This window comes from Acetivibrio ethanolgignens, from assembly GCF_001461035.1.
Lineage (GTDB): Bacteria > Bacillota > Clostridia > Lachnospirales > Lachnospiraceae > Velocimicrobium > Velocimicrobium ethanolgignens.
The window spans coordinates 1-12,078 of sequence record NZ_LNAM01000206.1 but is presented as its reverse complement, the minus strand read 5'-3'; the positions used below and the strand labels follow the sequence as shown (position 1 = coordinate 12,078).

The following is a 12,078-nucleotide window of genomic DNA, read 5'->3' as shown; positions in this document are numbered from 1 at the left end:
GGAGCAGATGTAAGAGTTGGAAGTTGCAAATGTCTGCTTAATCAGCAGACACTAAATAAAATAGAAGATAATTTTTCTTACGAATATAAAAGTGGAGATAACTACATGGTTATATTTAATAATAATGTAGAAGAAAATCCAACAAATCAAAATAAAGAAGACAGTTGGATTTGGATAAACTATATCACAGACGGTTCTCAAATTACTCAAATCCAGATATATGATGTAAAATACGGACGTGAGATGAGATAAATCAAATCAATTTAACCACATCCTTTCTATATTTTCTATGTACAATAAATAAGTACACAAATAGGAGTATACCGCCAAATATACTCCTATTTCTAAACTTATTTATTACTTATCTATGTAAAAGACCGAATTTGCATATATGTGTTAATCATTAAGAACAACCTGAAAACATCTATATTTATCATCTGCATATTTCTGATTGAACTCTAAAATACCTTTTGTATCATCAATGCCAAAATTTCTCTCGTCAACAATAGTGGAAGAGTAGCAGTTTGATATAAGTATTGCCAAGCATTTAACATATTGTTTCATCTAAGCCACCTCCAAATAACCATATTTGCGAAGTAACTTAGTTATGTAAGAAATACCATCTGGATAAACTCTTGTCTGCAAATGGGCAGTTCCATCAGGTGCAATAGCAGGAATAGAAGTAAACTTACCTTTATGTACTGGTTTCTCATATGGAACATTGTCGCCATTCTCATTCTTAAACAAGATTCCGATTTCTCTCATACGGGCGAAGAGTTTATATTCACCAATTCCAATAAAGTGAGCAATCTCATTTACACTAAATGTTCCTTTACAATCCATAAGAAGTTTCCAATCTTTTTCTGTTTCTTCTAAGGATTCGATACGTTGCTGTTGCCTTGCTATGATTTCGTCTTTATGCTTAATTGTTTCATTAGCAACCTGAACAGCCCTTGCTAAAAATACTTCATTTGGTTCTTCTTCACTGATTGGAATATAACCGCCAGTCTGTCTTATCTGTGGTAATACTTCACGAGTCACCCATAATCTAAACGGTTTTGCGATTTCTTTCCTGCTACGAAGCACGAGAGTATAAAAACCTGATTCACTAACAAAATTTGTTTCTCCTTCTAAGCCGCCTAAGTTTAACTTAGTCACCTCATCAGATTCAAGATTCTTTAATGACATTGTTGTATTTGTAACACCTAAGATATCACATATGTCTTTTGCAGCAAACCAAGGTTCATTATTAATAGTTGCAGTTCTGATTGTGCCAAATTCTTCATTGACAAACTTTTGAATTTCATTCATCTAATATACCTCCAATAATTTGTTGTAATTCTATCGCAAATAAGGTATAATAGATTTACCCTACTGGCGACAGTAGTGAGTTGAACAGAACCTCTGTGTGACCGTCCAAAGTAACCAGTGGTTCTGTTTTTTACTCCTTTTTCTCCAAGTCTTTCTTTATAAGTTGGATAATGTAATCCTTTAAAGTCATATTTTCTTCAATGACTTTTATTTTTACCCTTTTATAAAGTTCTTCATCGACTTTGAAGTTAATTGTCTTCTCGGCTATTGTTCTCACCTCCAAGACAATATTACAACATTACAACATATATTGTCAAGCATTATTTTAAAATTAAATGTAAGAGTAGTAATGCAATATAAAAAGCACCTGCGTTTAGCAGATGCTTTAAACTGCATTGTAAAAATGCTACGATAGAATAGATTCACCTTTCGGTTATATTCTATAATCACATTTTACAAGAACACAGAAAATGAGCACTAGTACCAAAGATACTAATGCTCATTGTTCTCCGTGAGTCTCACACCTAAATTCTATTAACTAACCCAGTGGCAGAATAACTTATAGGCAGGACTCTGTGGGGTATAACATTGTTCCGTGAAACTTCCTGTTTCGTTAAACAATATTATAGTATAGTATATACCCAATGTCAACAGTTTATTCAAGATTTTTTATTTTGCTCGTCAGCTTCAAAATCTAAAATTCTTTTTGACAATTTTTCATTTTTATGTTTTAGATTATTGATTTGTTTTGCCATATTATCATTCGCATTTTGAAGTTTAATATTTTTCTTGCGAATTTCTTCTGTTTCATTATATATCTGTGGAAACAACATATAAAATAGTTGGTCTTTTATTTGTTCTAAAATGTCTGCATTAATTATCTCATGTAATTCTAATATTCTTCCACCAGATATAAATTTTGTATCATTCATTAATAATACACCATCTTTTTCAAATCCTTCAGAAGTGCAACATTGTCTATTTTCCTTAGTCATATTCGGATTATGTATCGGATGATAGCATTTATCTCTCCATGTTTTCCCGGTTGTCATAGGAATTACTAAATATTTATCATCTTTCTTTCCTACGCATAGACCAGGATGTATATATCCTATTTCACCTTTATATGTTTTGCCATAGTCAATAGTACATACTTGTCCAAATAAAACCTTTTTAGGAGCATCCTCATTAGGTGTATATTTTTTGAAATGATTTCTTTTCATCCAATTAGCTTCTGCAATTAAAATAGAAGAAGAATCATATGCGTTTAATTGACGAATAACACGGTTAGCATTATCAATAAGCTGTAAAAATCCATTTAAGATTTTATGACGTTCTATTGCTGGCATAGTTTTGTTAGTAAGATTATTCTTTGTATAATAACTAACCTTATCAATATAATCGAATTCAAAATCCGATATATCTAATTTCCTATCCATTATATTCTCCAATCGAATAATAGTATTTTTACCATTTTATACCATTATACGACAAGAGTATATAAAAATCTATCAAAACATATGTTCATACGATGTGGGGATTTCTCCCCACTAGAAGAATATCAATACTAAAAAAATAGCTAGATAACTTTCTTTTTACTTCTTGAAGATTCTGACTTATAAGCCTGAAACTTCTCGATAGCAGTATCAGCGAATAAATACTGTCCTTTCTTACCAATCCTGTAATCTTCATTTTCAATCTCATTCATATTTAAGATACCAGATCCTAGTGGTGTTGGATATGTACCTGAAACATATTTATTCGCCTTCATTTTAGCAATGTTTGTTTTGGGTGTTTCTGCAATTGTTTCTGCCATTTTATATGTTGGTAGAAAAAGAAAGAATAACTAAACCATAATAAATCACCTCTTTCTAAAAAATATTTTTGTATGTAATAATTTTATACACACAAAGACTTTACACCGATTTGATGTAAAGTCTTTTTATTTATATAGAATATGTAGTTTTTAAGTTGGAGAGGAATAGTTATTTTGTTTCCTCTGTATGCTTAGTTTCATTTTGTTCCTTTGAAGTTTTGTCATCCTTCTTAGGACTTGGTTTATCCATCATGGATTCATATGGCTTACCATTTTTAGGTATCCAAAAATTTTTATAAAAAGTTTCATTAAGAACAATATGGAAATCAACATTTCTGGCTAAATCATTAGCATTATCTTTTGCTTCGCCATCAGGTGTGACTATTCCAACAATCTTACCCATTCTTCTAATTTCTCTAACAACTTTCTTATAATCTCTGTCTCCACTAAATAGAAGAGCGACATCATAAGAATTATGAAACGCCTTAGTAAGAAGACCTGTTGCAATATTTATATCAGTACATTTTTCTTTATTATCTTTTCCTACTTCACCACGAATAACATCTATTCTTGGTTGATGTTCTAAAAAATCTAACATCTTTCCAAAATTAAGACCACCATATATGTAAGTTTTACCATATACTTGCGTTGTTTTATCAATGAAATACTCTTGTATCTTAGTATAATCAATAAAACATTTTTGATTTAGATAGTCGTTTGAACTACTAATAAAGTTATAAAAATCGATAAATAATGACACTCGTTCCATGTTTACAAAATCTCCTTAGTAAAATGGGAGAGGAATTAACCTCTCCCAGCATTGTTTAATGCAGTTCGTTAATAGTAGTAGTTATACTACATAAAAATGTTAATGTGGTTCAGTTGACCACAAGTTAGTTAGTGTAGAAGTTTTCTACATACTCTATTATACACACTTTTAGAGATTTGTAAACCCAGAACTTTTGTTCAGTTGTATCTTCAGTTTTATTCTATCATATGCAAGTTAATTTGTATAGGTGAAAAATTTTCCAAATTAACTGTTGACTTTTGGGTTTCAATAGTCTATACTCTACTTATGGGTTTCAAAAGTGAGGTGAAGAATATTGCCCAACAAGAAGAAAATGGGTAGACCTACTGATTCTCCAAAAACAACTCAATTCAGTGTCCGCTTTGACGAAGAAACCATAGAAATTCTTGACGAGTATTGTAATCAAGAAAATGTAAGCAGACCAGAGGGTGTTAGGAGAGCAGTAAGAAAACTCAAGAAACAAAAATAGAACGTTGCCGCCGACCAAGACAAACAACGTTCTATACATAACCCAGCTACGAATAGCGAGGTAAATATAGTATACCTCAAAATTTGCAGCCATTCAATAAAGAAATGAGGTAAAAATATGAATGAACTCCAAACTTTTATGAGTCAAAAATTTGGTTCTGTTCGCATTATGAATGTTGAGAACAAGACATACTTTGTAGCAAATGATATTGCTAAAGCATTAGGATATAAAAATCCTAGTGATGCCACCAATAAACACTGTAAAAGAGCAATTATGACATGGGGTAGCGATTCGCTAGGTCGTCAACAGGAATTCAAAGTTATCCCGGAAGGAGATGTATATCGACTTATCACTCGTTCTAAATTACCATCAGCAGAAGAGTTTGAAACATGGGTGTTTGAAATAGTCCTTCCACAAATCCGCAAGACAGGCGGTTACATTCCAGTCACTTCACAAGATGATGATTTAACTATAATGGCAAGAGCACATCAGATACTTGAAAGAACAATTGCTCAGAAAGACCAAATTATATCAGAGTTACAACCCAAAGCAGATACATATGATATGATTATGGACACTGACGGAACATTTTCAATGAATCAAGTTGCTAAACAGGTTGGAATGGGAGAGTATCACTTGTTTGCATATCTTCGTGGTAAGAAAGTCTTGTTTTACGAAGGAACGGACAATGTACCTTATGAGCGTTTCCGTAAGAACGGATGCTTTAAGGTTGTTGATACAATCTCACCTGATGGTAAATCACATTCTACAACTCGTGTAACGCAAAAGGGATTAGATTACATATGCAAAATAATCCGTAAAGACAACGAGGAGGTAGCCTGATGACTAAAGATATTCCTGATAACACTGTAAGAGTAGTAGTACTCGATATTTCTGGAATTTATGTTCAAATACATAATCAGGGCTATTTTGATAATTCGTCTGTTGATGAAATCAAGCAGCAATACTCCGATACAGAACGTTGGCGAGTTCTTGTGTTGGATTAAGTAATAAATACATATATACAATTTAATATAGATTATAAAGGGCAGACCACCAATAATAAGTCTGCCCTTTTTGAAGAAGCATAATTATATGCTAATTAAGGATTGATAACTTCATCTTTCTTTTTACGACCACGATGATTCTCTTTAGAATATTCAATAAACATACGTTCCTATAGAAAACTGTCAAATAATGGTATATAATGTAACTATCTAAATGGAAGGAGGTACATAATATGCCAAGAACAGGAGAAAAGCCAGGTAAAGGCGAATACACTTGTGATAATTGTGGACAGGTGGTAGTATTAGATGATGATTCTGATACAATGCCACCTTGCCCTAAATGTGGAGGAAGTGATTTCCACTAATCAGCTAATGTATACCGTTTTATATTAAATGGCTTACCAAACCACTGAGTCCAGATTGCGAGTTCTTTTGATCCATTCTGGACTCTGTATTTTGAATGATAAGTAAGTGGTAGTAACTGTTTTGCTAAATAAATAATTTTGTTCATAAAAAAATCATATCCTTTCATTTAACATAAATATATTATTACACATGATAAAAGAGTCTTGTCAAAAAAACAAGACTCTTTTACGTTTACTCAATTCATCAAAGAAACAGGAGTAACAATCCGGTTAATTATTACATCATTATTATCGTCTGATTCTATTGTAGTTTCTTTGTCTTCAACACTCATGAGATGTGGTTGCCCCATACCTTTCAAAACTTCAACAACTCCCATTATTGGAAATTTACGTCTTTGAACTAATTCTTTACAAACTAGACGATCTAAACTAGACGGTAAATTCATTTCTGATGGCATTTCACCATGAGCAAGAATAAATTGTTTTACAATATTCCATCCTTCGAGAAATATTTCCATAAATGACTTATCATATGGTACTGGGCAAATAATGAGATTTTTTGTTTCATGCTTTATAATTTTATCATTTTTACCTTGTCTGCATGGAACTATGCCAAGTCTTAATCCTCTTGCAGATTCTAATTGTGACGCATTTATCTTTACAGTTGTTCCAACCCAATTATCCATTAATGTATTTCCAACAAATAAATCTGCTTTCCATAAACCATTTATACTACTTGGAAGTTTTGCTCTATCCTGTTGTTTTTTAAAAGCAGAAACAACACCATCGATATGTTTCTTTAATTTAATCGGTTTACCTCTATCACCAGTTAATAACTGTGAGTTATCAGTTAAATGCTCTTTTACGCTTTCAATAAAATGAAGTTGCCCTGATTTTTCAGCACCAAATAAAATTGACGAAGGTGTATCTCCTTTTATTTTACAATATTTTGATAATGCAGAATCTATACGGTTTAATACGTCTGGATTTTTATTTACAATTGCTTCATGAACAGCATACTCAAAGCAGATTCCGCAATCTCCATCCCCAGGCTCATATAATCGGGTAAATAATTCTAATGACATCTTTTCATATCCACCAACTTGTGAAACAATATCTTGTTTTAATGAAAGAGCTAATCCAGTTAAAATTGGGTGAATAACAGAAAATAATGCTTCGTATTCGGAATTTACTTCATTTGTTTGTGTACATTCAATGTTTTTAACCATCGTTATCATACCTCCATATCAACTCCTTTCATTATATAGTATAATTTGGTAAAAATCCACATAATTTGAAGTTGATAATTAAAATTTTTACATATATTTGCAATTGTTTTAAATATCGTACTATTTTTATATAGCAAAGCATTGTGGAGATGCTATTCAAAAAGCAGGTAAATATTTAAGTGATAAAAAACTTATACAAACAGATGAATATGCAAGCGATAAATGGACTGCAACAGTTCAGTATGCAGGTGTTGATTGGTTAGAAGATTGTCATAATATTAACCCTTGTGATTAAATCAATAAGTAATAGGGTTTAAATCCTCAATTTCTTCTAAAATTTTGTTAAATAAAGTCCTTGTTTTTGAAAGCGATACTTTTTGGTCTTTTAAGATGTTGAGTATCGCTTTCTTTGCGAAGTCGAAATCTTCTCCAATATTTGAATCCCATTGAATGGTTCTTGATATAGAATTTTCTACCATAATAAAATCTCCTTTTTAATATCATACTATTGTTAGTTTCTTACGCAATGTGAAGTTGCGTTGTGTGTTTACATTGAGATTTATAAGCACACAAATAAGAGTAGGTTATTCCCACCCACCCTTATCTCTATGTTTATAAATCTATGTAAAATTTGTATGTACTATTCATTACTCGTCCAATACCATAACTCGCCAATGTTCAGTATCAGAATATTGTTTCTTAATCACGTCAATTAAAGATTTATCGAAATATCCTTGATTATGTATCTGTGCGTATATACCAGAAATATCAAGAATCACAACACGTACAAGATCTTCACTCATATCTACATTCATATTGTTACCTCCGTATTATAATATCCATCTTTACGGAGTATCTTCCTGATGTATCCCAGACCTTTCTTTGTAGCATATGTAACCGCACGTATATTCCCATCGTGACAAGGTGTTTCCTTTACAACAAACTTTCCTTCCTTGCGAAAACGCTCATAAGGAACATTCACCTTATCTTTGTCATAGAAGAATATTTTCTTACCTCTTAGATAAGCAAATAAAGTATATTCGCCAATGCCAAGTTCTTTTGCAACTGTATTAATCTGCATAAGTCCTTCAGTATTCATAAGGTCATCATAGAACTGTTGTAATTCCTTATTCTTCTCAATAAGTTCGTTTACAATCTGTCCTTGTAAATCAGATGAGAGAGAAGAGAAGTAGTAGTTTACCATTTCCTGTTCACGACCTTCTGGTATAGCTGCACCGGTAAGACGAATTGATTTGAGATACTTCTTAATTTCCTTTCTAAATGGTTTTGCTTCTTTCTTACGAGAACGCATAAGTACTTCATACATTGCATCCTCTGTAATAAATAAAGTTTTTTGATTGCCACCAAGGGTATATTTTAAAAATATAGCCTTTTCAGATTCGTCAATGTCTGCTTGTTTAAGCATTTGACTTACATTTTGAACACCTAACCAACCAGCAACTTCACTTGCTTCAAATAGTGGTTCTTCAATACTACGATAAAGCCTTACATCTTTTCCAAGAATTACGGTTTCTTGGATAACCGTTAACACTTCACTCTGCATAAAATTTACCTCCAAAATTTGTTTGAAAAAATTTTAGAAGTATAGTAGAATAGAAGAGTAAGAGAATCTTACTATGTATGAACCTCTGTGCATCCGACCAAAGATAGCAGGGGTTCTTATTATTTTCTCTTCAAATTAGATTGAATCAACTCTATTGCATTTCTGTTAAATAAGTAACTTCCTTTTGATGTCTCCCTAAAATCAGTTTCAGGTAAATTTAAAGACTTTGCCAATCTAACAAGATATGCAGGAGTTATATCTAATTGTCGAGATACTTCAGCAGTAATAAATACATCTCTTACATCCGACATCTATATACCTCCTTTTGTTTACAGTATTGATTATAATACTATAAAGGTTAGATGTCAATACTTTATTCTAAATTATTTTATAGAAGAGTAATCTACATAATAAAAGACACCTTAGTTGGTGTCTTTGTTAGTTTCTGTTTCTAATTCTTTTATTAAATAATTTTTAATATCAGTAATATGTTGTCTAAAATGATTAGGTTTTCTGTTTTCAAGTTCTAATATACGACCTAGTTTATATTCCAATTCAGCCAACAAAATTTTATTCTTCACGATATGTATCTTTTTAGATTTATTTTTATATTCTCTTTCAATATATTTTTCTGTGAAAGGAACAGCATCGCTTATAAAGAAGATAGATTTCTCATTTGTTTTACCAACATGATAAAAGCAAGAGCGAATATCCTTTTTATCATAATTCATATATCTTTCGATTCTTTTCTTTTTTTCTTCATCTCGATGCTCATAATTACCGACCGGAATCGCCCAATATAAATCATTACATTCTACAGATTTCATAAGACATATTATTGGTCTTTCCTTAGAGTCATTCCAAACGCCACCATTATCTCTTATTATTTGGTAAAATTCATTCTTACCAAAGTACATTCCATGTTCTTCCATTTTCTCTCCTTTGTACAAGAAAAGCCCTATATAAAAATATAGGGCTTACAATGTTTTTTGTCCTACATTGCGAAAGGGAATTGTGTCATAATACAATGTTGCTTGTTGCACATTGCGAAACATTTTTGAAACAAAATACAATGTTTTTTGTCCTACATTGCGAAAGGTAGAAATCAAACTTGATTTCTTACTTATATTATACACAATTATGAGAAAATGAACAGTAGAAAAATAGCCTAACTTTATAATATAATTTCAACATAATTAACAAAAACATATGTTTGGCTTTCTTTATTTGTTTAACAATTCTTTTACTTCTTCAAAACTCAATCCTTTTTCAGTGATAAGTTTATCTAACTCAGAAAGTCTTGTCTGTTTAATCTGTTCTTCTAAATCTTTCTTTGCCTTTTTCATCTCTTTAAGAGAATTTTCCATATTCTCAATTTCTGCTGTTATCTTTTCAAGTTGCTCGCCTAGTGACAATGATTTACGTCCTCGTGCCATAGCGTACCTCCTAAAATTATATTTTATTATTTATAATAGAAGAGTAGCACAAGAAAGTTATGATGTAAAGATTTTTCATGCTACACGAATTGACATAGAATTCATGATTTATATGGAAAATCGAATAGATGTTCCAACTACAGTTATTTTACAAAATATGGTATAATCATACCAAGCAAACTGCGACTTGAGTTACCACATCTCAGTCCGTTGTCACGGCAAGTGCTTGGTAGAAATACCATGTGGTAGTGCCTATTGTAGTAATTTGGCACGAATTTGGAAATAAATATTCTGGTCGTTCTGACCAATACAATTTCCCATCTTATGAAATTCTACAAGAAGGGAGGGTAGAGTTGGAAGTATTAAAAATACTTGTAGGTGGTGGACTAATCTATGGATTGTGTCATATTGCTACTGTATTAGGTAAATGCTACATCGCCCATGTTAGTAAAAATCTAAACAATAGCAAAGTTGAATCACTTTCCAAAATGATGTCCAAAGACATAAATATTAATTTGCATCATTAATTCTATTCTTTGTATATGCCAATATTTATTTTCCTTTCATTCATTGAGGACTATCTTTGTGGTAGCCCTCTTCTTTATTATTCTCCGTTTCTTTCCACTTACGGCTAGGAGAAATCCTTACTATTATAAAGAATAGCAAACTTTGTATATTGTTGTACTCACACATATACAGGGTGCTAGTAGCTGACTCTATCTTCACGAATTGCTCCGTGGTGCTATCTGGTCGATGAGGTTAGTCTATTAGACTGTCACCTGCTGATTATGCTTTAGCCCACCATTATTGGCGTATTCCGCACGTTCCAGAACCTTACAACAAGGTTACATACCGAATATATATGACCTTTTAAATTCATATATATAGTATGCCATATCTGCACTTTATTAACTTATTTTTAAGTTCCTATCATTTGCTTTGTATTTCTACAATCATGGACAGATAGGTTGATAACCCTTTTATGTATAAACATAATCGTTTTTTCTTCTCACGAAGAGGCTACCAATCGGCATATCCAATTTTCTGTAAAGAAAAATGAATCAACAATATTTCTTTAACCGATACCATTTGCTCCAAGCAATCCACCACCAATAGCAGCGGCTGTACCTAGTGGTGTTAATGCATTTATAAGACCATCAATTGCTTTTACACCAGTCGTTCCGAGGTCTACAAAGAACTTTACTAAATCGGAATCAATCAAAGTTTTTGATAGTTTCTGAGTAGCAGATTCAAGATTTTCTAATTTACCCTGAATACTATTTATATATTTTTCGTTTTCCTCGTCTGCACTTCCAAGACTATTCTTCGCAGATTCAACAGCATCTTCAACACCCTTCCAGTTCTGCATAAGTGCGAGAAATACCTGTTTTTGTCTAATTCCGGCTGCTTCAATAGCAAGTGCTTCACGAGTATTTTTATCAAGTGTGTCCCATACTCCAGCAAGGTCATCAAGAATATCATATACATTTCTTAATTGTCCCGATGTTTGGTCTACAATATTAACAGCGCCTTTAGTAGCATTGCTAAACTTTTCTTGTAGTTTTGCAACAGTAGATACTTCTTCTTCGCCATCTAACTGAATTGCTTGTAAACGAGAGAAAATAGTAATTTGACCAGTAGCTACTTTCTCCATATTGCCAAGGATTTCATAACCACCAGTTAATGTACCAAGCATCTGCTCAAAAGACAATCCTGCTTGATCTGCAACAGCAGATAATCTTGTTGCACCATCAATCAAATTATCAAAGTTTACAGCTTCAGTATTTGACACTTGGTTAACCGCATCATTTATTTTCTTAGCGAATTCAGGTGTTTCATTCTGAAAACCTTTCATAATATTCACAAGGCTACTAGCATTTTGGCTTGCATCTTTTAGATTTTCAGAGATATTTGCTGTTTTTAGTGCTTCTTCAGCATATTTCATACTATCAGCAATATCATAACCGGCTCGCTTGAATTCAGTCACTGCATCTAATACATCTGTGCCAGTTTTTGGTAAGTGCTTCAAAACACAGCGTTACTGACAAACAACTGTCATTCTGCTATGATATC

The 12,078-nt window shown here is 32.2% G+C and carries 18 protein-coding genes and 1 pseudogene; 6 read left to right on the top strand and 13 right to left on the bottom strand.

Annotated elements, in window-relative coordinates; translation table 11 throughout:
- A partial coding sequence (locus ASU35_RS19790; RefSeq protein WP_172794665.1) for a hypothetical protein occupies positions 1-252 on the top strand: 252 nt, incomplete at its 5' end.
- 144 nt (positions 253-396) lie between these two features.
- Here the strand turns inward: ASU35_RS19790 and ASU35_RS19505 are convergent.
- The 5 genes from ASU35_RS19505 to ASU35_RS16500 all read right to left on the bottom strand — a co-directional run bounded on the left by ASU35_RS19505 (position 397) and on the right by ASU35_RS16500 (position 3,896).
- Positions 397-564, bottom strand: coding sequence for a hypothetical protein (locus ASU35_RS19505; protein WP_156059465.1), 168 nt, complete (start codon positions 562-564; stop codon positions 397-399).
- On the bottom strand, positions 565-1,311 hold the full coding sequence (locus tag ASU35_RS16515; protein WP_058354076.1) for a phage antirepressor KilAC domain-containing protein: 747 nt from the start codon (positions 1,309-1,311) through the stop codon (positions 565-567).
- A 659-nt stretch (positions 1,312-1,970) separates the two neighbouring features.
- Complete coding sequence (locus tag ASU35_RS16510) at positions 1,971-2,750, bottom strand: hypothetical protein (RefSeq protein WP_058354075.1); 780 nt, start codon at positions 2,748-2,750, stop codon at positions 1,971-1,973.
- A gap of 140 nt (positions 2,751-2,890) precedes the next feature.
- Entirely contained in the window at positions 2,891-3,127 is a 237-nt protein-coding gene (locus ASU35_RS19785) for a hypothetical protein (RefSeq protein ID WP_058354074.1), read from the bottom strand.
- Between the two features lie 169 nt (positions 3,128-3,296).
- Positions 3,297-3,896 carry an NYN domain-containing protein gene (locus tag ASU35_RS16500; RefSeq protein ID WP_058354073.1) on the bottom strand — a complete coding sequence of 200 codons (600 nt, stop codon included), beginning with the start codon at positions 3,894-3,896 and terminating at the stop codon, positions 3,297-3,299.
- Positions 3,897-4,230: 334 nt separating this feature from the next.
- Between ASU35_RS16500 and ASU35_RS18950 the strand changes: the two genes are divergently transcribed.
- The 4 genes and pseudogenes from ASU35_RS18950 to ASU35_RS16490 all read left to right on the top strand — a co-directional run.
- Complete coding sequence (locus tag ASU35_RS18950; protein ID WP_242861310.1) at positions 4,231-4,404, top strand: ribbon-helix-helix protein, CopG family; 174 nt, start codon at positions 4,231-4,233, stop codon at positions 4,402-4,404.
- 117 nt (positions 4,405-4,521) lie between these two features.
- The gene (locus ASU35_RS16495; protein ID WP_058354072.1) at positions 4,522-5,247 is read left to right on the top strand and encodes a phage antirepressor; all 726 of its coding nucleotides are present in this window, start codon (positions 4,522-4,524) and stop codon (positions 5,245-5,247) included.
- A complete protein-coding gene (locus tag ASU35_RS19495) occupies positions 5,247-5,411 on the top strand; it encodes a hypothetical protein (protein ID WP_156059463.1) in 165 nt (54 codons plus the stop codon). Before ASU35_RS16495 ends, ASU35_RS19495 begins: the two co-directional genes overlap by 1 nt.
- Positions 5,412-5,635: 224 nt before the next feature.
- A pseudogene (locus ASU35_RS16490) lies at positions 5,636-5,776 on the top strand (zinc ribbon-containing protein); the annotation flags it as partial.
- 236 nt (positions 5,777-6,012) lie between these two features.
- Here ASU35_RS16490 and ASU35_RS16485 read toward each other — a convergent pair.
- From ASU35_RS16485 to ASU35_RS16460, 7 genes are all read right to left on the bottom strand, one after another.
- A complete protein-coding gene (locus ASU35_RS16485; protein ID WP_058354070.1) occupies positions 6,013-7,005 on the bottom strand; it encodes a hypothetical protein in 993 nt (330 codons plus the stop codon).
- A 296-nt stretch (positions 7,006-7,301) separates the two neighbouring features.
- A complete protein-coding gene (locus tag ASU35_RS16480; RefSeq protein ID WP_058354069.1) occupies positions 7,302-7,484 on the bottom strand; it encodes a hypothetical protein in 183 nt (60 codons plus the stop codon).
- A gap of 168 nt (positions 7,485-7,652) precedes the next feature.
- Positions 7,653-7,820, bottom strand: coding sequence for a hypothetical protein (locus tag ASU35_RS19490; RefSeq protein ID WP_156059461.1), 168 nt, complete (start codon positions 7,818-7,820; stop codon positions 7,653-7,655).
- Positions 7,817-8,569 (bottom strand): phage antirepressor, encoded by a 753-nt coding sequence (locus ASU35_RS16475; protein WP_058354068.1) that lies wholly within the window; start codon positions 8,567-8,569, stop codon positions 7,817-7,819. Before ASU35_RS16475 ends, ASU35_RS19490 begins: the two co-directional genes overlap by 4 nt.
- A 119-nt stretch (positions 8,570-8,688) precedes the next feature.
- On the bottom strand, positions 8,689-8,880 hold the full coding sequence (locus ASU35_RS16470) for a hypothetical protein (RefSeq protein ID WP_058354067.1): 192 nt from the start codon (positions 8,878-8,880) through the stop codon (positions 8,689-8,691).
- Positions 8,881-8,991: 111 nt separating this feature from the next.
- Positions 8,992-9,501, bottom strand: coding sequence for a hypothetical protein (locus tag ASU35_RS16465; protein WP_058354066.1), 510 nt, complete (start codon positions 9,499-9,501; stop codon positions 8,992-8,994).
- A gap of 291 nt (positions 9,502-9,792) precedes the next feature.
- Complete coding sequence (locus tag ASU35_RS16460; protein ID WP_058354065.1) at positions 9,793-10,005, bottom strand: hypothetical protein; 213 nt, start codon at positions 10,003-10,005, stop codon at positions 9,793-9,795.
- A gap of 353 nt (positions 10,006-10,358) precedes the next feature.
- On the opposite strand from ASU35_RS16460, the gene ASU35_RS19485 reads away from it, so the two are divergent.
- The gene (locus ASU35_RS19485) at positions 10,359-10,532 is read left to right on the top strand and encodes a hypothetical protein (protein WP_156059458.1); all 174 of its coding nucleotides are present in this window, start codon (positions 10,359-10,361) and stop codon (positions 10,530-10,532) included.
- 548 nt (positions 10,533-11,080) lie between these two features.
- On the opposite strand, the gene ASU35_RS16455 is transcribed toward ASU35_RS19485, so the two are convergent.
- Positions 11,081-12,034, bottom strand: a complete 954-nt coding sequence (locus ASU35_RS16455) for a phage tail tape measure protein (protein ID WP_058354064.1) — start codon at positions 12,032-12,034, stop codon at positions 11,081-11,083.
- Positions 12,035-12,078 lie beyond the last annotated feature (44 nt).